General features: G+C 36.4%; 18 protein-coding genes. 13 read left to right on the top strand and 5 right to left on the bottom strand.

Translation table 11 applies throughout. The annotated features are described in order from the left end of the window. Positions 1–53: 53 nt before the first annotated feature. Positions 54–2069 (bottom strand): NAD-dependent DNA ligase LigA, encoded by a 2016-nt coding sequence (gene ligA, locus AAHI02_RS08330; protein WP_346986239.1) that lies wholly within the window; start codon positions 2067–2069, stop codon positions 54–56. A 198-nt stretch (positions 2070–2267) separates the two neighbouring features. Here ligA and AAHI02_RS08325 point away from each other — a divergent pair, with 198 nt between their 5' ends. From AAHI02_RS08325 to AAHI02_RS08290, 8 genes are all read left to right on the top strand, one after another. Continuing rightward, the gene (locus AAHI02_RS08325; RefSeq protein ID WP_346986238.1) at positions 2268–3014 is read left to right on the top strand and encodes a glycerophosphodiester phosphodiesterase family protein; all 747 of its coding nucleotides are present in this window, start codon (positions 2268–2270) and stop codon (positions 3012–3014) included. Between the two features lie 328 nt (positions 3015–3342). After that, positions 3343–6324, top strand: a complete 2982-nt coding sequence (locus AAHI02_RS08320) for a SusC/RagA family TonB-linked outer membrane protein (RefSeq protein ID WP_346986237.1) — start codon at positions 3343–3345, stop codon at positions 6322–6324. A gap of 10 nt (positions 6325–6334) precedes the next feature. Then, positions 6335–7786 (top strand): SusD/RagB family nutrient-binding outer membrane lipoprotein, encoded by a 1452-nt coding sequence (locus tag AAHI02_RS08315; RefSeq protein ID WP_346986236.1) that lies wholly within the window; start codon positions 6335–6337, stop codon positions 7784–7786. Positions 7787–7876: 90 nt separating this feature from the next. Then, entirely contained in the window at positions 7877–9460 is a 1584-nt protein-coding gene (locus AAHI02_RS08310) for a calcineurin-like phosphoesterase C-terminal domain-containing protein (protein WP_346986235.1), read from the top strand. Between the two features lie 167 nt (positions 9461–9627). Beyond that, a complete protein-coding gene (locus AAHI02_RS08305) occupies positions 9628–10341 on the top strand; it encodes a 3-ketoacyl-ACP reductase (protein ID WP_346986234.1) in 714 nt (237 codons plus the stop codon). Positions 10342–10660: 319 nt separating this feature from the next. Next, positions 10661–11488 (top strand): 50S ribosomal protein L11 methyltransferase, encoded by an 828-nt coding sequence (gene prmA, locus AAHI02_RS08300; protein ID WP_346986233.1) that lies wholly within the window; start codon positions 10661–10663, stop codon positions 11486–11488. A gap of 572 nt (positions 11489–12060) precedes the next feature. Further along, positions 12061–12723: a BON domain-containing protein gene (locus tag AAHI02_RS08295; protein ID WP_346986232.1), complete on the top strand. Its 663-nt coding sequence runs from the start codon at positions 12061–12063 to the stop codon at positions 12721–12723. Positions 12724–12992: 269 nt separating this feature from the next. Further along, on the top strand, positions 12993–13562 hold the full coding sequence (locus AAHI02_RS08290) for a hypothetical protein (protein ID WP_346986231.1): 570 nt from the start codon (positions 12993–12995) through the stop codon (positions 13560–13562). A 194-nt stretch (positions 13563–13756) separates the two neighbouring features. On the opposite strand, the gene AAHI02_RS08285 is transcribed toward AAHI02_RS08290, so the two are convergent. Together AAHI02_RS08285 and AAHI02_RS08280 are read right to left on the bottom strand one after the other, a co-directional pair. Further along, the gene (locus AAHI02_RS08285) at positions 13757–14026 is read right to left on the bottom strand and encodes a heme oxygenase (protein WP_346986230.1); all 270 of its coding nucleotides are present in this window, start codon (positions 14024–14026) and stop codon (positions 13757–13759) included. Between the two features lie 205 nt (positions 14027–14231). Beyond that, positions 14232–14792, bottom strand: coding sequence for an AraC family transcriptional regulator (locus tag AAHI02_RS08280; RefSeq protein WP_346986229.1), 561 nt, complete (start codon positions 14790–14792; stop codon positions 14232–14234). A 298-nt stretch (positions 14793–15090) separates the two neighbouring features. On the opposite strand from AAHI02_RS08280, the gene AAHI02_RS08275 reads away from it, so the two are divergent. From AAHI02_RS08275 to AAHI02_RS08265, 3 genes are read left to right on the top strand one after another with little or no spacing between them, the layout of a single operon-like run. After that, entirely contained in the window at positions 15091–16119 is a 1029-nt protein-coding gene (locus AAHI02_RS08275; protein ID WP_346986228.1) for a pesticidal protein Cry7Aa, read from the top strand. 46 nt (positions 16120–16165) lie between these two features. Then, complete coding sequence (locus AAHI02_RS08270) at positions 16166–18322, top strand: glycosyltransferase (RefSeq protein WP_346986227.1); 2157 nt, start codon at positions 16166–16168, stop codon at positions 18320–18322. Then, positions 18303–18434: a hypothetical protein gene (locus AAHI02_RS08265; RefSeq protein WP_346986226.1), complete on the top strand. Its 132-nt coding sequence runs from the start codon at positions 18303–18305 to the stop codon at positions 18432–18434. The genes AAHI02_RS08270 and AAHI02_RS08265 overlap by 20 nt, the downstream gene beginning before the upstream one ends. Before the next feature lie 78 nt (positions 18435–18512). Here the strand turns inward: AAHI02_RS08265 and AAHI02_RS08260 are convergent, their stop codons facing one another. Then, on the bottom strand, positions 18513–19064 hold the full coding sequence (locus AAHI02_RS08260) for a hypothetical protein (protein ID WP_346986225.1): 552 nt from the start codon (positions 19062–19064) through the stop codon (positions 18513–18515). A 64-nt stretch (positions 19065–19128) separates the two neighbouring features. After that, on the bottom strand, positions 19129–19611 hold the full coding sequence (locus AAHI02_RS08255; RefSeq protein WP_346986224.1) for a hypothetical protein: 483 nt from the start codon (positions 19609–19611) through the stop codon (positions 19129–19131). Between the two features lie 626 nt (positions 19612–20237). On the opposite strand from AAHI02_RS08255, the gene AAHI02_RS08250 reads away from it, so the two are divergent. Together AAHI02_RS08250 and AAHI02_RS08245 are read left to right on the top strand one after the other, a co-directional pair. Next, on the top strand, positions 20238–20456 hold the full coding sequence (locus AAHI02_RS08250) for a hypothetical protein (RefSeq protein ID WP_346986223.1): 219 nt from the start codon (positions 20238–20240) through the stop codon (positions 20454–20456). A 223-nt stretch (positions 20457–20679) separates the two neighbouring features. Continuing rightward, positions 20680–21474 carry a hypothetical protein gene (locus AAHI02_RS08245; RefSeq protein ID WP_346986222.1) on the top strand — a complete coding sequence of 265 codons (795 nt, stop codon included), beginning with the start codon at positions 20680–20682 and terminating at the stop codon, positions 21472–21474. Positions 21475–21758: the final 284 nt, after the last annotated feature.

Raw genomic sequence — 21758 nt, 5'->3', positions numbered from 1 at the left:
TAAACCATTAAGAAAGAATCTCAATGGCTTATTATGTTAAATATTTTAGAATATCATTGCTTTTCTATCAAATCCAAAAACTGCTGTTCATCAAGGATACCGATCGTTCCGATATCCTGAGCCTTTTTCAGTTTGCTACCCGCTTTTTCACCGACAACCAGATAATTTAGGTTCTTGGAAACTGCGGAAATATTTTTACCGCCGTGCTTTTCTACCATTTCCTCCGCTGCTTCTCTCGTAAACAACGATAGTTTTCCGGTGAAAAGAAAGGTTTTTCCTTCTAAAACGTTCGATAGAACTTCATTGGTACTTTCGCCTTTTTCCAACTGAACACCATAAGATTTTAATCGTTCCAGCATCAGAACATTTTCCGGATTGGCAAAAAATTCTACGATGCTTACGGCGATTTTAGCTCCGATATCTTCTACCTGGCAAAGTTCTTCTACCGTAGCATTTTTAAGTTCTTCTATGGTTGGGAAATTTTTGACTAATTTCTTGGCAACCGTTTCTCCAACATGCTTTATACCGATTCCGTACAATACTTTTTCAAATGGAATTTCTTTAGATTTTTCAATTCCGGAGATGATATTCTGGGCAGATTTTTCGGCCATTCTTTCCAAAGGGAGAAGTTGTTCTTTAGTTAAAACATAAAAATCGGCGGGATTTTCAATCAGTCGTTCCCTGTATAGCTGCTCGATGGTTTCGCTTCCCAGATTATCAATATTTAAAGCCTTTCTGGATACATAATGAATCATTCTTCCGACAACCTGTGGCGGACAGTGCAAATCATTCGGGCAAAAATGGATCGCCTGATCTTCGATTTTTACCAGTTCGGTTCCGCATTCAGGACAATTTTTGATGTATTCTATTTCTTTGCTTTCGGAAGTTCTTTTTTCTGTATTTACACCAACGATTTTAGGAATAATTTCGCCGCCTTTTTCTACAAACACAAAATCATGTTCGTGAAGATCAAGCTTTTTAATAATATCTTCATTGTGCAGGGATGCTCTTTTAACAATCGTTCCGGCTAGTAAAACGGGTTTTAAATTGGCCACCGGCGTGATGGCTCCCGTTCTTCCCACCTGATAAGAAACACTTTGTAACTGAGTCTCAACTTTTTCAGCTTTAAATTTATAAGCCATTGCCCAACGTGGAGATTTTGCGGTATAGCCAAGCTGTCGCTGCTGCTTTAATGAGTTGACTTTTAATACGATGCCGTCTATTTCAAAAGGAAGATTATGTCTTTCAATATCCCAGTAGTTAATGAATTCCTTCACCTCATCCAAAGTAGTACACAATTTTGCCTGTTGAGACGTTTTGAAACCCCAGGATTTTGCTTTTTCAAGCAGTTCCCAATGTGATTCAGCAGGGATTTCTTCTGAAATAAACTGGTACAGAACCGATGAAAGTCCGCGCTTTCTTACTTCGCCGCTGTCCTGCATTTTCAGGCTTCCGCTTGCTGTATTTCTTGGATTCATAAACGGATCGAGGCCATCTTCTTCACGCTGTTTATTGATTTTATCGAAATTTTTCCGGGTTAAATAAATTTCACCGCGCATAAAAAAATGTTCAGGAAAATCGCCTTTCAGCTTTAAAGGAATATCGGAAATGGTACGTACATTAGATATGATTTCATCGCCCTGAAAACCATCGCCCCGTGTTACTGCCTGAGCAAGTTTTCCTTTTTCATACAGAATAGAAATGGAAGCACCGTCGTATTTTAATTCAGCAACAAATTCTACAGGATCATCAATGGTTTTAATGATTCTTTTTTCCCAGTCTTCAAGATCCTCAAAATCATAAGAATTGTCCAGAGAATACATTCTGAATTTATGCTGAACGGTAGGGAAGACCTTTGTAATTCCGCCACCGACTCTCATTGACGGAGAGTTCTCGTCATAGAATTCCGGGTATTTCGCTTCCAGATCCTGAAGCTCTTCCAACAGCATATCAAAATCAAAATCTGAAATTGCAGGAGTATCAAGAAGGTAATAATTTTCGTTGTGCTGATGAAGTTCTTTGCGGAGATCTTCTATTTTCTGTTGAATGTTTTCGATATTGTCGGGCATTTTATTTTCTGTCTTTCAGCAAAAATAGTAAGTATTGCGGAGATTTTGATGATTAGATTTAATATAAAATTAAACAATTTTTATATTCATTTTAAAGCATTATCAGAAATGTCTTTCTAAATTTGTTCATTATTTTGCCGCAATTTCCTGCGGATTATAAATTTCACAGATATTCAATAAAGAATTATTATCTATATTATGAAAAAACTTATCTTAGGGTTAGCAGTAACAAGCACAGTTTTCATGAAGGCACAAACCCAGATTATTGCCCACAGAGGGTATTGGCAGACACAACCACCGACGACGGAAAATTCCCTGAAGTCTTTGGAAAATGCTCAAAATTTGAAAATTTACGGATCTGAATTCGATGTAAGAATGACCAAAGATGGCGTTTTGGTCGTAAACCACGACGAGCATCACGACAAAATGGAAATTTCCGAAACCGATTTTAAAGAACTTGAAAAAGTAAAATTATCCAACGGTGAAAATTTTCCAACCCTGAAAGATTATTTAAAACAGGGAAAAAAAGATAAGGCTCTCAAACTTATTGTTGAAATAAAGCCTGATAAAACCAAAGAAAAAGAAGATGAACTGACGGCGAAAACCATTAAAATGATTAAAGACATGAAGTTGGGAGCTCAATGTGAGTTTATTTCTTTCAGTTTGAATATCTGTAAAGAAATTAAAAAACTGGAACCTACATTCAAAGTACAGTATTTAAGAGGGGAGCTTTCTCCGCAGCAGATCAAAGATGAAGGGTTAGACGGAATTGATTACCATTACAGTGTTTTCCAGAAAAACCCAACCTGGATTGCTGAAGCCAAAACTTTAGGATTAATCACGAATGCCTGGACGGTAAATGATGTTGCTGTTTCAGACGAATTGAAAAAACAGGGAATCGGATTTATTACGACCAATATTCCGGATCAGCTTAAGGATAAATAATCTTCAGAAAATAATGAAATGAAGTCTGTCTTTTTGAGGCAGACTTTTTATTTTGTTACCTATAATGATAATTTTATTACTATTTATTATATATGGTAGGCGTGTGGTATGTATTATTGTCTCCGGAAAAGACATTAAAGATACGCAAATAATGGAGGTAATTTATATTAAAAATCCTTAATTGTTTTAACCTCTTGCTGCTCAAACGTCTATAAGATATTGTTAAAAATAAGTTAATATAGTGTTTAATAATTCTTTAATAAATGTTAAAATCAAGTTAAAATCTTAACCATAATGTCGGATTAATTTTGCGCAAACAAATAAGGATATGCGTAAAGAGACACAAAAACTGATAATATTATCATTATTAGGACTGGTCAGTGTGAACTTGGCGGCTCAGCAAAAGGTAAAAAGAGACACCATTAAAAACATTGACGAAGTTGTAGTAACGGCTTTAGGGATCAAAAGACAAAACAAGGCTCTTGGGTATTCTACGGAAACCGTCAATTCAGACCAGCTTTTAAGGACACAGAATAATCACTGGACGAGTGCTCTGGAAGGTAAAGTAGCAGGACTTAAAATTCAGACTGCCGGTGCAGGGCCTTTGGCAACACCGAGAATTACCTTAAGAGGCGATGTTTCTATGAGCAGCATGGGTGATAATCAGGCACTCATTGTTTTGGATGGTGTTCCGCTAAATTCAAGAACGGTAGGAACTGGAACTCCTGCTTACGGTGCGGGCGCAGGAGGTGATATCCCGATCGATTACGGAAATGACCTCAGCAGCATTAACCCTGATGATATCGAAAGCATCACGGTTCTGAAAGGGCCAAGTGCATCTGCTTTATATGGCTCAAGAGGAGCACTTGGAGCCATTATGATTACAACGAAATCCGGAAAAACTAAAAATGGTAAAATCCAGGTATCTCTAAACTCTTATACCAGTTTTGAATCTGTTTTAAAATGGCCGGATTATCAGTATGAATATGGCCAGGGAACAATGCAGAAAGATAAAAACGGAAATTACTACTACTCATACGGATTGTCACCGGACGGGGTAAATACAGGATCTACCAGTAGTGCATTCGGACCAAAGTTTGACGGACAGTCTTTTTTTCAGTATGACCCGAACGAACAGGGACAAAGCAAAGAAAGACAGCTTTGGAGACCCTACAAGAATAATATAAAAGATTTCTGGGAAGTAGGAACTACATTTTCAAACAATCTTGCGATAGAAAGTTCCAATGACAAGACGGCATTCAGAGCATCGCTTTCTTATCTGAAAAATGAATGGATGATGCCAAACACAGGCCTCGAAAAATGGGGAGCGGCTATATCTGTCGATCATAAAATTAATGAAAGGTTTAAAGCCAATATCAAGTTGTCTTACAATCAGATGAAGAGTGATAATCTTCCTGCAACGGGATACAATAACCAGTCGATTTCCTATTTCATGATCTTCCAGAATCCAAACGTTGACCTCGCATGGTACAAACCCATCTGGAAAGCAGGGCAGGATCAGGTTGATCAGATCCATCCTTTCAGCTCGTACATTGACAATCCTTATCTGATTGCCTATGAAATGACCAATAGCTTAGATAAAAAAAATATCGTGGGAAATGTGAGTTTAAGCTATCAGATCGATAAACATTTTGATGTCCTGTTACGATCAGGAATGGCAATAAATGACGAACTCCGTACCCAGAAAAGACCGTGGAGCTCTGCCAACTTCCTGCAGGGATATTACCGGGAGCAATATGTAAACGGATTTAATTTTAATAATGACTTAATGGTAAATTATAAAAATACATTCGGAGCATTCAACTTTTCGGCAACAGGAGGTGGATCTACACAGTATTTTGAGCAGCTTACCAAAGATTACTATGCTTTAGGATTAAAAAAAGCAGGAGTGTATAGTCTTACCAATGCGGTAGCACAGCGTTTTGATCTTCCGCAGCCTTATGATAAAATGGTAAGCAGTGTGTATGGCTTGGCATCATTTAGCTATAAAGACAAAATCTTTTTGGATATCACGGCCAGAAATGACTGGAGCAGCACCCTGCCAAAGGCAAACCGCTCTTATTTTTACCCATCGGTTTCCTCTTCATTTATTCTTTCCGATATTTTCGGGTTGAAGGGTAAGAAATTTAATTTCTGGAAACTAAGAGCTTCCTGGTCACAGACCGGAAACGATACAGAGCCTTATCAGCTGTTGAATTATTATAATCCTAGCCTCTCATTTCCGGGATCCGTTGAGGTATCTAACCGATATCTTAATCCGAATCTGAGACCTGAAATGATTACCAACATCGAAGGGGGAATGGATTTCAGTCTATTCAATAACAGATTAACGTATAATATTACGGCTTATCAGAGTAATTCTGTGGATCAGATTATCAGAAACGTGCCAGTTTTATGGGAAACGGGATATACACAAAGGGTAATCAATTCCGGAGAGATCAGAAACAGAGGAATTGAAATGATGATGAATGCATATCCTGTGAAAAATAAAAACTTCTCATGGAATGTATCGGCAAACTGGTCTATGAACAGAAATAAAATCTTATCGCTTCCTGAAGAATTTAAAGGTGAACCCTATACGTATGCAAGCGTTGGCGGAGCAGTTTACTATAATGCAGTTGTGGGAGGATCACTTGGAGATCTTTATGGGTACGGACTCGTATATTCGCCGGACGGACAGGTTGTATTTGGAAGTGACGGACTGACTGCCAAACCTGCCCAGATGAAAAAGATCGGAAATGCGTATCCGAAATGGAGAGCCGGAATCCAGAATGAGTTCAGGTATAAGAATATTTCCATCAGCTTCTCGTTCGACGGACAGTACAAAGGAATGGCTTACTCACAGTCTCACCATAAAATGACTGAGCAAGGCAAGCTTGGCCACACTCTGGAAGGAAGAGATAATCCCGGCGGCCTGATCGTTGGCCAGGGTGTCGTACAGAATGCGGACGGTTCTTATTCTGCCAATACAAAAGGAATTCTGGTATCTGCCTACTACGCCGATTACTACAGGAGAGCTAATGTAGAAACCAATACATTTGATACTTCCTTTATTAAGCTTAGAGATGCAAGAATCGCTTATTCTTTCCCCAAATCGGTTACAGCTCCTTTAAAAATAACAGATCTTACCCTTGCGCTTTTCGGAAAAAATCTCTGGATGTGGACCAAGTTTCCGCTGTTTGATCCTGAAGCGGCTACTTTGGATAATGCAACCATTACTCCCGGTGTTGAAATGGGTCAATTGCCTGCTTCACGCACGATCGGTTTTCAGCTAAATGTAAAATTTTAAATCTTAAAACATGAGAAAAACAATATTTAAATATATCTTATTGGCGGGGCTTGCATTTACGGTGGCTTCCTGCGACAGAAGTTTTGATGAAATAAATGTAGATGACAGTAAAATCTACGAACCTGAAGTGTCCAGTTTTTTAGCGCCTCTTCAATACAATCTTGCTTCTGTAGGATATTTAAGGGCCAATGATTTCACGTTTGATATCATGCAGGTTTCTCTGGATTTTCCGAATGAGGGAAATACGTTGAGCCGTTATAACATCACTGAAAATACAGGAGCCGGCTATTGGAACAACAGCTACAAATGGATCAAGCAGATCTATGAAATGAAAAAAGCGGCGGTAAGCAGCAATGATAAAAACTACGAAGCGATTGCTCTTGTTCTGAATGCCTGGGCGTATTCCAATCTTACTGATACGTATGGAGATGTTCCTTTTACGGAAGCTTCAAGGCTGGATGAAGGAATCAGTCAGCCAAAGTTTGATCAGCAAAAAAATATTTATATCCAGATGCTGGATGATCTGAAGAGGGCGAATTCTCTTTTTGTAACCACTAAAACATTGACAGGAACAGATCTTTTCTATAATGCAAACAATGACGTAAACGGAATAACCAGCTGGAAAAAGTTCTGTAACTCACTTTCTTTAAGACTTTTGACGAGAATTTTAAAGAGAAACGATGAGGTGAATGTCTACGAAAGAATTCAGGAAATTGTCAATAATCCGACTATTTATCCTATTTTCCAAAGCAATTCAGAAACGGTAAAACTGAATGTTACTGGCGTAGCTCCATTGATGCCGCCTATTGCAAGACCTCAGGATTTTACCACAGGACGTGCTGCTTCAGCGTTCTTCGTTGAAACATTAAAAGGAAATAATGATCCTAGAATGTCTATGTTTTTCAGTCAGGCAAAAAATCTTTCAGGAACAAACATCGGATATAAAGGAGCGCCTTCAGGGTATGCTTACGGAACAGTTTTCGATTATCAGCCTTCCAATATGAACCAGAATCTGGCGAAAGCACCCTTAAATATGCTGGTGTATCCCTATGCCGAATTGCAGTTTATCTTATCAGAACTTGCTTTTAAAGGAATTATTTCAGGTAATGCACAGACCTTCTATGAAAATGGGGTAAAAGCTACGATCGAGCAATGGGGGGCAACACTGCCGGCTAATTACTTTTCCAATCCTAAAGTAGCTTACAACGGAACTCTGGAAAGGATTATGCTTCAGAAATATGTGGCTTTATTCTTCGTAGATCAGCAACAGTGGTTTGAAAAAAGAAGAACAGGCTTTCCTGTACTTCCCAATAATGGAGGTCTTTTGAATAATGCAGAAATGCCGTCAAGACTAATGTATCCGCCAAACCCAAGAGTTTTGAATACCAACAACTACCAGACTGCCGTACAGCAGATGGGCGGAGACAACATCAACGTAAAAATGTGGTGGAATAAGCCTTAGAATTTATCAGTAGGATCGGGCTTTAGCCCGATTCTTAGAAAAAATAGACAAATTGGCTTCAGCCAAAACTTAAATTTAAATATCAATACAATGAATATAAAACTTTTAATGCCATGCATGCTCATTTCAGCAATGGCGTTCTCACAGGCTTCTGTTTCGGGATATGTATATGAAGATCTCAATAAAAATCAAAAAAAAGAGAATAGGGAAAAAGGAATTGAAGGAGTAGCTGTTTCCAATGGAGCTCAGGTGGTTCTTACCGATAAAAGTGGGAGATACAGCCTGCCAATCATGGAAGGGCAGTCGATTTTTGTAATCAAGCCTTCAGGATATATGACCCCGGTAAACGCAAATAATTTACCGCAGTACTACTATCAGTACAAACCGAAAGGTTCACCCGCAGATTTTAAATACAAAGGTTCTGCACCGACAGGCGAGCTTCCCAAAGAGATCAATTTTGCTTTAAATAAACAGAATGAAAGCAAAAACTTCGATATTCTCGTGTTCGGAGATCCTCAGCCTTATACAGAAAAGCAGCTGGATTATTTTAAAAGAGCTATCGTGAATGAAGTAAAAAACACCAGGAAAAATGCCGTACTGGGAATCAGTCTTGGAGATCTGGTGGGAGATAATTTGAGCCTTCAAAAGCCTTATGCAGATGTAATGAAAGAGATCGGATTGCCTTGGTACAACGTAATGGGAAACCACGACATGAACTATGATGCAAAAGAAGATATGCTTTCCGACGAGACTTTTGAGTCCAATTTCGGTCCGGCCAACTATTCCTTTAATTATGGAAATGTTCACTTCGTTGTGCTGGATGATATTCTGTATCCGGATCCAAGGGACGGAAAAGGATATTGGGGAGGTTTCCGTGAAGATCAGCTCAAATTTATCGAGAATGACCTGAAGCTGGTGGATAAAAATAAACTGATTGTTGTTTCTTTCCACATTCCGCTGGAACATAAGAATGAAGATAATTTCAGGAATTCTGACCGTCAGAAGCTATTTGACTTTTTAACGCCTTTCAAAAATGCTTTGGTTTTATCGGCTCACACGCATATTCAGCAACAGCTTTTCTATGGAAAAGAAGCGGGTTGGAATGGCTCAAAAGATCTTCACGAATACAATGTCGGAACAACTTGTGGCGACTGGTGGTCCGGAACATCGGATGATCTGGGATTGCCTACCTCAACCATGAGAGACGGTACTGCCAAAGGATACTCTTTTATCAGTTTTAATGATAATGAATATAAAGTTAAATATAAAACAGCAGGAAAACCGGAAGATTACCAGATCAATTTATACGTTCCGAAAGTGATTCCGTTCCCTTCAAAAACATCGGCAAAAGTGTTGACCAATTTCTTTATGGGAAGCAAGAAAGACAAAGTAGAATACAGAATAGACGATGACAAATGGGAAGAAATGCAGTACGACGAAACCGTAGATCCGAGTTTTGCCATGTCGGTTTTCAAATGGGATACAACGAAGAATCTTTTCCCGGGAAGAAGGCCTTCAAACCCTGAAATATCAAAACATATCTGGACGGGAGATTTTTCCAAAAAACTCTCTCTGGGAAAGCATAAGGTTGAGGTGCGGGCAGTAGACATGTATGGAAACAAGTTTTCAGCATCAGAAGAATTTGAAGTTCAAAATCAGATCCTTATACCTTAATTTTTCATTTATTACTATACTTTCAAAGAAACCGGCTTCCTGTGAAGTCGGTTTTATTTTATACAAACGTTTCTGTTATTTTTAATGTCTATGCTTACAATATCATTATTCATCAATGCTATGCAAATCATGTTTCGTAAATTTGTATCAATAATAAAATAATTACAATGAACATCAACGGAAAAAATGCCATCATCACTGGTGGAGGAAGAGGTTTGGGTAAAGCGGTTGCCCTCGCATTGGCCAATGAAGGCGTGAATATCGGAATCACGGGAAGAAATGAAGAGAACCTGAAAATGACAGTTGACGAAATCCAGAAGCTTGGGGTAAAGGCGGCATATGCGGTTTTTAGCGTTGATAATGAAATACATGTAAAAGCCGGAATTGAACATTTGGCAGAACAGTTAGGAGGAATTGATATTCTTATTAACAATGCAGGAATTGGTGATTTCGGGTCTATTGAAGAAATGCCTTCCGAAATATGGGAACAGGTGATTAAGACCAATCTTTTCGGTGTGTATTATGCTGCAAAAGCGGTTTATCCTTATATGAAGTCTAAAGGAGAGGGCGATATTATTAACGTGGCATCAACTGCCGGTTTAAAAGGCGGTCCGAATATGTCAGCGTATGCGGCCTCGAAAGCAGCGGTTGTTTCCCTTTCACAATCCATGATGGCAGAATGGAGAAAGCAGAATATCCGTGTGATTACGCTCACCCCAAGCACTATTGCCTCGGATATGTCTATTCAGGGAGGTCTTACGGACGGAAATCCGGATAAAGTTCTTCAGCCGGAAGATTTTGCAGAATGGGTGAGAGATATTCTCAAAATGAACCGAAGAGCATTGATTGCCAACGGATCGATTTTTTCTACAAATCCATAATAGAGAAGTTAGAAACTAGATATTAGAAATTAGTTTTTTACTTGTTGTTATATATAAAGCGGACTTCGGTTCGCTTTTTTGATATATAATTTATCTTTGTTCACTACTTTTTGCTGAGTGAAACGCCTTTGCCTCAATTTTATGATTGATTCATTGGAATCGGCGAAACTTCGTTTTGCGAACGAAGGATATTCTCAATAATTTCAAAAAACTTAGCCACTTTGCGCTAAAACACTTCTACATCGCTCAGTGTGACATCTCTAATACTAACAGCCAAGATTCTAATGTTAATTCTTTATTTTTGCAACAAATTATTGACATGCAAAATTATTTAGAATTCAATTTCAAGATTTCTCCGCTTCAGCCATGGAACGAAATATTGATGGCAGAACTTATTGAGATCGGTTTCGACAGCTTTACGGAAGAAATTGACGGTATTTTAGGATATATTCAGAAAGATTTATTGAATGAAGAAGATTTAAAAACACTTCCGCTTTTTCAGAATGAGGAGGTTAAGATCGATTATACTTTCCAGGAAATGCCCAATATCAACTGGAATGAAGAGTGGGAAAAGAATTTTGAACCGATTAACATTGATGATAAAGTGCTTATCCGTGCAGAATTTCACGAATCAGTTCCGGGAATGCATGAAATTGTTATTCAGCCGAAAATGTCATTCGGAACGGGGCATCACCCAACCACCCATCTGATGATCCAGCAGATGAGGGATATGGATTTTAAAGGGAAAAAAGTTCTGGATATGGGTTGTGGAACTTCTGTGTTGGCTATTTATGCAAAACAAATTGGCGCCGGAGACACAAAAGCAATTGATATCGACGAATGGTCGGTAGAAAATTCAAAAGAAAACGCAGCAAGAAATAATGTTGAACTGGATATTGAGCTGGGAACAGCAGAAAATCTTGGAAAAGAAAACTTTGATATTATCCTGGCAAATATCAACAGAAATATTCTGATCTCAGATATCCCAACCTATGTGTCAGTATTGAATAACGGCGGACAGTTACTGCTTTCGGGATTGTGTTTCTTTGACGTAGATGATATTCTGGAAGTATGCAAAGAAAATGGTCTGCAGCTTAAAAAACAGCTTCAGCGGGAAGAATGGGTAAGTCTTCTGCTTGAGAAATAAGTAATTTAAGTTCGAATCCTCTTATTAGTTTTATTAAGCTTTCGGACTCTTTCGGATAATCAAAACACGTATTTTTTAGATTGGAGTCGATAATAAATCAACTCCAATTTAGTTTATAAAAAAGAATGTGTTTGAAATATTTCATAATTAGCCATCTTTGGCTATACTAGTCTGCCGGAAGGTTTTCCTCACTCCCCTTAAAAGACAATTCAATATAACATTTGATGTTTCTTCTTCACCCTTTCCCTATTTGGATCGATACACTTAACTATTAAACCGGCAGATTTGTAATCCGTATTCACAAATCTTATGAAGATTATAGCATTATCAATCGTCGATTTAAACCTTGGGCGACATCATCATACCACTCTCAATCTATATAGTCATGTTTCAATGTATTTCTCTCTTGAAAAATTTAAGCACAAATTTCTTTATTTAAATCTGGATTTGTGAAGTTCATGGCTATGTGTGATAGGTGTAAGTATTTTTGATTGGTTTGTAAGGTTTTGATTTCTAGTAGGATGTACCTTTACACTATTGAAACAATGAAGTTTCGAGTAAATCACTACAAAATGAAAACAAATGCACAATTACAAAAAGATGTTCAGGATGCTATAAAATGGGAGCCCCTATTACATTCAGCGGAAATTGGTGTTACGGCTAAAGATGGCGTTGTTTCTTTAACAGGTGTTGTGGACAGCTTTTCAAAAAAAGCCGAGGCTGAAGCAGCTGCTAAAAGCATAAAAGGAGTAAAAGCCATTGTTGAAAATATTGAAGTAAACTTTCCCAATTCATATACGAAAAGTGATTTGGAAATTGCCAATGAGGTTTTGTCAGCATTAAAAACAAATTATTCTGTTCCCGATGATAAAGTGAGTGTTAAAGTTGAAAACGGGCGGGTTACATTAGATGGGGAAGTCCATTGGAATTATGAAAAAGAAGCGGCGAAAAATGCTGTACACCTTCTTCCCGGCGTAAAAGCTATCATCAATAATATTAAAGTAAAGTCAGAATTCCATGACCGCATTGAGCAGACCGATATTGAGAATGCTTTAAGAAGGAGCGTTATTGATGATGAAGATATTGAGGTATCGGTTGCAGGAACAGTTGTTATCTTAACCGGAACGGTCAATTCATGGTATGCTAAAGAAGAAGCTGCGCGTATCGCATGGAAAACACCTGGCATCTGGGAAGTGAAAAATGAGCTTACCGTTGATTATGAATATGCTTTTTGATCAAAAATAAAGTAAACTTAAAAGCATAGGTGGAAAGTGCTTGTAAGTTTTATTTCAAAAAAAATTTAATAATTAAAAAAATTCATTACCGCTACTACGCAGGTGATTGATGGTGGAATGTGTTTCCAACCATTAACGATTGATCTGCTTTTGTAGGATTCAGACGAAAATTTTAAAGACGATAAGAAATAGGCTTTCGATTAATAAACTATTATACAATTACTATTATCATCGTTGAGACTATTCTGCCTCAACATAATTTAGAAAAAATGAAAAATAAAACAGTAAGATTATTTGCAATAGCGGTCATGTCTATTGCATGTACAGGAAGTGTCTTTGGGCAGAGGCATACAAGCCTTCCACAGAGAGCAGAAAATGAAAACGGAGCCCAATCAAGGATTCCGAATTTAGTAAGTCAGAATTTTGTTAATGAATATCCAAAGGTAACAGATGCCGTGTGGCGTGGTTATCCTCAGCAAAATTTCATTACAGAATGGTATGATGATAATCCTTCAGCACAATCCTCACAGCCTGCTGAATACTATACAGCAAGATTTACAAGCGGTAAATCTCACCTTAAAGCAATATATACCAAAGACGGAGAGAAAATTTCAGTTCGTCAAATGATCACTTCAGAGCTTCCAAAGCCTGTTTTATACGCTATAACAAATGGTGATTACAGCGACTGGAAAATTGCGAATGAAAAAGAAGTTATATTTAAAAATAATCCTGGAGACGCGATGAAAGTCTATAAGATTAAGGTAGAAAAAGGGCCGTCCAAACATGATTTGTTCTATTCTTCGGAAGGAGTTTTGCTAAAAGATAAAACCATTCGATAATATTCATTTGAATTCCATTACGAATATAAACCTTTGCCCTAATTATTGAAGGAAAAGCAGACCGGATTATCTGGAAGACCTGATGAATGTCCTTAAAAAGAAATAAACTATTTAGTTGGAAAAATTCTTGATATTACAGATCATTTAAAGCCGATTGAGGTTTGCTGTTCAATAATTACTACTAAAATCGGTATTCAGATAACGTCGTAATCATTCATAGTTGTTGCAAAATAATGCTCAATTGTATGCTTGGTATTTTGACACATCGCTAACAGATCGTCTCCGGTCTTATCCTCAAAAATAAAATCATCGTGAACTTCAATGATGAACTCAGTTACTTTTTCCGTATTCATCAAATCAAAAGTCATTAAATCGTTTAAACTGTCTAATCTATGCTCCTTCTTAAAAAAGGGGATCTTCCTTAAAATGGAATTCTTGAACTGAAAAAGGTGTATTGTTTTCATGACTTTCTGGGTTGGTTAATACTAAGAGAAAACTGATAAATAAAGAACACGCGCTTCTTTAATTAAACTTCTGAGAAAGATCTGGTATTTTACAGGACTTTAGTCATTTCCAAGTATAAATTCCCGATTTTATAATACAAATATGACCGTTTCAGTATATACTAAGCTATATATATCCAAAATAATCTTACATATATCATACCTTTTATAAATCTTCCAGATTTCCAAGGCGTTTTTGTTTCAACTGCTTATAAAATGAAGGCGAAAGCCCTGTGATCTTTTTAAACTGGTTGGAGAGATGAGCTACACTGCTGTAATTTAGTTTATAAGAGATCTCTGTAAGATTCAGCTCATCATACAACAGCAATTCTTTTACCTTTTCTACTTTATTGATAATAATAAAATGCTGGAGCGTCATTCCTTTCACTTCTGAAAATGTATTCGCCAGGTAGGTGTAATCATATCCTAATTTTTTACTGATATAATCTGAGAAATTTTCTGTGGGAAGATCATCTGAATAATGAATCATTTCTGTGACTATATTTTTTATTTTTTCGATCAGGATACTTTTTTTATCATCCAGTACTTCAAGTCCCGTTTTAAGTAAGTTTTCTTTCAGAGCCTGTCTTTGTCCGGCGCTGATATCATCCATTAACTCTACAGTACCCAAATCTACCACAGCATTTTTAATACCCAATCTTTCCAGTTCCTGATGGACAACCATTTTGCAGCGCAAACTTACCATATATTTTACATACAACTTCATTGTCCTTACTGTTTTTAACTATCAATTGTTTCATTAACAGTTATTTATCCAAAGTTAGTGTATTAAATCGGAAATATCTATGATTTATACAACAAATCGAAAGACAATTGCAAAGCTTTCGTTTTTTAATAATTGAAATTTACAGTTAACAAAAAAAAATTCACAATGTCAAAAGAAAAGGACGTAAAAAAGAAAATCAGACAAAACTCCTGCCGCAAAATCAGCAAAAGAAAAGCGGGAAGATAAGATGAACAAACGAAAAAGCAGGGAAGACGAAGCCCGAAATACCGGTAACTAAATGATACCTGTTAAAAAAGAAGGAATTTTACTTAGAAAAACTGCATTATCCTTTGAAAGCGAGGGCGTTTTAAATCCTGCAGTCATTAAGGACAACGGAAAGATACATTTATTTTACAGGGCTGTTGCAAAGAATAATTTATCCAGTATCGGATATTGTATGCTATCAGATTATAAGACTATTGAAACCAGATTAAGCAGTCCGGTTATCATACCCGAGTCTGAATATGAAAAGCAAGGCGTTGAAGATCCAAGAATCGTAAAAATTGATCATTTATTTTACCTTACATATACCAGTTATGACGGAATCAATGCAGTGGGGGCTCTTGCAACATCCAGTGATCTTAAATCATGGGAAAAACGGGGAATCATTGTTCCGAAAATTCCTTATGAAAAGTTTAAAGTCTTATCAGAAGCAGAAGGTTTAATCCCGGAAAAATATAAAAGATATAACGAATTTCAGGTGAGTCATACAGACAGCGGTCCTGTTTTTTTATGGAACAAAAATCTGATATTCTTTCCAAGAAAAATCAACGGTAAATTTTATTTCCTGTATAGAATAAAGCCTGATATTCAGATTGTAAGCGTAGAAAATATTGAAGATTTAAACGCGGAGTTCTGGGATGATTATTTTTTTCATTTTAAAAATCATATCGTTTTATCTCCGAAATATGATCATGAATCCAGCTATATCGGAGGCGGTTGCCCTCCTATAGAAACAGAATACGGTTGGCTGATGATCTATCACGGTGTTCACGATACCGTTAACGGATATATTTACAGTGCCTGTGTGGCTTTACTGGATATTAAAAATCCCGGAAAAGAAATTTCCAGACTTCCTTACCCGCTTTTTAAACCGGAAGAAGAATGGGAATTGAAAGGCGAAGTTAATAATGTCTGCTTCCCAACCGGAGCTATAGTAGAAAATGATAAGCTGTATATTTATTATGGAGCCGCAGACGAAAGAATTGCTGTTGCATCACTAAGCATTTCAAAGTTACTGAAAGAACTGATGATTTATTCTGTATAATACAATCATTCAATACGAATAATCAGTTTAAAAACGGAATATATATATGAGTAAATATACTAAATCAGACGTGGAGAAAAAGATAGAAAAGCGATCTGCCCAAAATGAAAGAGACAGTACTAATGATAAACCTGAAATTATCTTTATAAGTAGTTTTCCTCCAAAGGTCTGTGGAATTGCCACTTATACGCAGGATCTTATTAAATCGCTTCGGTCAAAATTCGGGGGTTCATTCAATGTCCTCATCTGCCCGATGGAAACGGAAGAGGAGAATTATGAGTATGAAGAGCAAATTCAGTACAAATTAAATATCTCGGATTCCTTTTCCTATCTGGAGCTGGCTTCAGAAATCAATTTGAATGATAGTGTACGTCTTGTGATGATCCAGCACGAGTTTGGTTTTTTTAATGAAACAAAGAATGGTTTATATCTTCTCCTCAAAAACTTAAAAAAGGAAATCATTGTAACCTTCCATACAGTTTTGCCTGGTCCTGATAAAGAGCTAAAGCGAAAGGTAAAAGAAATTGCGGATTTTGCGAAATCAATTATTGTAATGACAGGTATATCAGCAGAAATTTTAGCAAATGAGTATGATATCGCTTACGACAAAATTACGATCATTCCGCATGGTACGCATCTTCTGCCTTTCACAGACATTCTTGCTTTGAAAGAAAAATATGGACTTAAAGATAAAAAGGTCTTGTCTACGTTCGGGTTGTTAGGTTCGGGAAAAAATATTGAAACTACCTTAAAAGCGTTGCCAAATATCATTAAACTGAATCCGGATGTCATTTTCCTTATCCTTGGTAAGACACATCCTGCAATCGTGAGGAGTGAAGGTGAAAAATATCGCGAATTTCTGGAAGATCTTGTGTGGAAGCTCCATCTGGAAGATAATGTCCGTTTTATTAATGAATATTTACCATTACCGGAATTACTTGAATATCTTCAGCTCAGTGATATTTATCTTTTTACTTCAAAGGACAGGAATCAGGCAGTGAGCGGGACTTTTTCCTACGCCATCAGCAGTGGATGTGCGATCGTTTCAACACCTATTCCGCACGCTGTGGAAGTTCTGAAAGAAGAGACAGGGATTATTATTGATTTTGAAGCCCCTGAACAATTGGCTTCTGCTGTTAATAATTTACTTAGCAGTGAAAAAAGCAGAAAACTTCTGCATGTAAAATCATTGGAAAAGATGGCTCCGACAGCTTGGGAAAATTCGGCCATTTTGCACGCCTTATTATTTCAGCAATACAACAGAGATAAAATGATATTACTTTATACTTTACCCAAAATTAATCTTAGCCATATTAAAAATATGACGACAGATTTTGGAATGATTCAGTTTTCAAAAATCAATAAGCCTGATATAGATTCCGGATATACTTTGGATGATAATGCCCGGGCTATGATTGTAGCCTGCAGACATTATGAACTTAGCAGAGATGAATCTGATCTTGCACTCATTTCAACGTACCTTAGTGTAATCAAGTTTTGCCAACAATCAGACGGAAGCTTTCTCAATTATGTCAATCGTCGAAAGGAATTCGCGCAACAGAATTATGAGACCAATCTTGAAGATTCCAACGGGAGAGCTATCTGGGCATTAGGATATTTACTTTCAATAAAAGAGATCTTACCTCAGCACTATTGTAATAAAGCAGAATCAATCATTGAAAAAAGTCTTTCCTCTATAGAAAAAATTCACTCTACCAGAGCTATGGCTTTTATTATAAAGGGCTTGCATTATCAAAATTCCGAAAACAATATTCCATTACTGGAAAAACTGGCCAATCGGCTGGTAAAAATGTATCAGCATGAAAAACATGGCGAATGGCATTGGTTTGAAAGCTATCTTACCTATGGAAACAGCCTGCTGCCTGAAGCTTTATTGTGTGCATGGATCACCACCAAAGTCGAAATCTATAAGCAAATTGCCGATGAATCTTTCAGGTTTCTGCTTTCTAAAATATTTATTGAGGGAAACATCAAAGTAATATCGAACAAGGGATGGCTGCAAAAAGAGATTATTAAAAATACTACATCAATTGGTGGTGAACAGCCCATTGATGTAGCTTATACAATTCTCGCATTATCTACATTTTACAAGGTTTTTAAGGATGAAAAATACTTACATATGATGCAGAATGCTTTTAATTGGTTTTTTAGGGAAGAACCATTTGCATCAAATAATTTATAACCCTGCAACAGGTGGCTGTTATGACGGACTTGAAGAAGAAAATGTTAATCTCAATCAGGGAGCGGAATCCACCGTCAGCTATCTTATGGCAAGGCTTTGCTTTCCTAAATAACAAACCTTTTTACATATTTTATCTATGAATTCCCCAAGGTATGTCTTAAGGGATTTATATATTTAAAAACATAATAATTTAAGGTACTATGGTAATGAAAAGGTAAATTAAAAATATAGCGATAAGTACAATTCCCTGCATGATATTGGTTCTGCCTGTTGCCAGTGAAACGGTAATAATAAAAAGTGATAATCCCAAAAGTATAGTCGATTTAATATCTATTCCTAATGTCATTCTTATACCAGTTATTACAGATATAATGGCTATGGCAGGAATGCTGAGTCCGAGACTTGCCAAAGCAGAACCAAAAGCCAGGTTTAACGAGGTTTGAATCTCATCACTTTTTGCAGCTCTGAATGCAGTCAGTCCTTCGGGAAGAAGAACAATACCGGCAATAATGATACCTACAAGAGACTTGGGAGCACCTACTGAAACCACTATATGCTCTACATCCTTTGAAAGAAGTTTGGCCAGTAAAACGACTATTCCCAGGGATGAAATTAATAATATACAACTGATATACAATTGTTTTTGGGAAATTATTTCATTGTCATCCTGTAAAGGCTGGTTGCCGGATAGTTTGTTTTGTGGAGAAATGAAAAAACTCCGGTGTCTAATCGTCTGAATCATGGTGAATCCCAGGTAAAGTCCTAAAGAAATTAAAGCGATAAAAAGGAGCTGAAAGGAAGTGTACTCACCCCCCCAGATGACTTATCGTATAATTGGGTAGGATAAGTACAAAAATAATAACAGATGTAAGGGTAATCAGTGCAGTGCTTACTCCCTGCAGTGTAAAGCTTTGTTCTCTGTATCTTAAAGATCCGATCACAATACAACTGCCAATGATTCCTGTAAGGATTATCATGACTGCGGCAAAGACAGTATCTCTGGCAAGAGTGACGGTTTCTAAACCTTTAGCTCCCATCATAATGGAAATAATCAACCCTACTTCTATTACAGTAATGGCAAATGCCAGCAGTAGTGTTCCAAATGGCTCGCCTAAGCGATGGGCAATAACCTCAGAGTGATAGACCGCGGCCAAAATGCTTCCCATTAAAAAGAAAGCGAGAAGAACAGAGTAATATCCGGAAGAAAAAACAAAACTTCCCATATAAGAGAGCCACGCAAGAATGGGAACCGAAAACGCCCACATCCCTAAATATTTTTTTATATTCATAACTTATTAATAATTTGGTGATTATATATCATTTAATATTGTTTTACGAAGCTTATTACATTCAGATGATGCAGCAAAATAAAACAGGTGAAAATGTATATATTCACTTATTTTTGTATAATTGAATTGGTCTCTGGAGAAAATCAGCAGATTAATATTCCTTCTTTCAATATATTTTATAGAAATAATTATAAGCATACTGATAATGCCATACCGGAAATAGTAATGATGAATGGAAGTAAAAACTATAGGAATCCAGAGCCTCGCCGGCCAGTTCAATTTGGTTACTGAGCAAGATACAAATAATCAATTACTTATATTGTAATTATATAAAATTATTTAATATAAGTAGAGGATACGGATGAAAATTGATAAAACTATATTTATCAATTAATAGAATTGTACTGTAGCCCTTATCATAAGACTTAATAAATTCCCATCTCCAGTTCCAAACCTAAAATACAGGCTGCGAGACGTTTAATGATAATTATATCTTAAATAGAAAAGAACCCGAAATTATTGTAAAGTGTGATATCTGCAACATTAAAAAAACAATCTGTAATGCAATAGATTATAAAATATCCACCTTTGTACTGTAACAATTACGTTACGCTAAAATTCACCTTATGGACATAAATCACAACAAAGGCGACAAATCTTTCAAAATTCCGGAAAATTGGGATGAACAATCAAAACAATTGAAAGAAAAATTTTCAATATTAACGGATCATGACCTGAAACTTCAAGAAGGTAAAGAAAAGGAAATGCTTGAAAGAATAGGAAACAGGCTAAGAAAAAACCGTGAAGAGGTTCTCAATATTATCAAAGAAATTAATCTTTCATAAATTGTTTTCAGGGACAGTTAAAACCATGAAAATAATATTTATCAAAGTTGTAACTGAAAAAAGGGATGGAATTTTATACAGTTCTGTCCCTTTTATTCAAAATAACTCGTAAGCTATATTAACAACCAGATTGTAATATCCAGATGCAGAATCTGTTATATGCAAAAAAAATCGAAAACTAGCTGTATAGCAAAAATATTTTGCAAATTATAATAAAACTTTAATGAAAAAACTTAATAAACATCAGAACAGGCTAAAAATCAGAGATGAAAAAAATATTTTAAGAAAAACCTATTACTCTCAGTTTGTTGCTTTGTTCTATATCAGGAGTACCAATATCAAGATGGAAAAGGATGTGACAGAAGTTCTTAGAATGTTAAAAGAATTACAGCAGCTTACTAACGGGTCAAGATTAGTATTTAGCACTCACTGCAGCTTAAGTAAACGTAATTTGTGGCAGCCTGTTTTGGGAGATTTGATTGATAATATAAAATATCTTAGAATTCAGTTTGAATATATAAGAGAAAATTCTACTAAAAAAAATAGAATCAATTCACTGATGTTCTGGCAACAGAACGAGATCTATGTTCATCAACTTGAAGAAATTTATAAAAAGCTCATTCAATTGGCTTTTCAGATTCTGCCCAAAGAAGAAAGGTTATCATGGAAAACAACTATTTGTAACTTTTATGATGAAATTTTTTCTTTACTTATTCCACTTACCGTTATATGCAGGCTCGAATCAGACTTTCTCGAAAAATATTCGCCTAAAATCTTTGACAAAGCTGTCCTGGATATTATTAAACGTATTCCTGAAGATTATACATTACAGGAAGCAAGGGAATACGAACATGAATATTTAAAATTAACAAAATACAGCCAAGAATCTGGTAAAAAAAATAATTTTTGGGACAGCTTATTGTATATACTTTCAGGCGGTTTGTCCCCGTTACCACCAAAACTTGGCCCTTCCAAAAGATCGATCAGTAGAAAAATGAAAGATAAGTTGACCCAATGAATTCCAAACTGAAATTTTCATGTTATTACATATTCTTTTCCGGTATCAGACTGGTTATCGGCTTGGATGAGATAACCAAATTTTCTTTTATGGCTTCTAACATCAAAAAATAAGATATTTGTTTTTTAAAGAAGAAATTCTGTTTTAGAAAAAAAGAAAACAAAGAAAAGAATGAAAAATACTTTAAATAGGCTGAATAGGAAGTATTTATAAATAAAATGACACCATTGGCCTAAATTGTCCTAATGGTGTCATTAAGTGAACCTCACAGGATTATCTTCGAA

It is taken from the genome of Chryseobacterium sp. POE27 (genome assembly GCF_039727685.1).
Lineage (GTDB): Bacteria > Bacteroidota > Bacteroidia > Flavobacteriales > Weeksellaceae > Chryseobacterium.
Note: the sequence above shows the minus strand (reverse complement) of the source record. Positions and strands in the feature narration are given on the sequence as shown.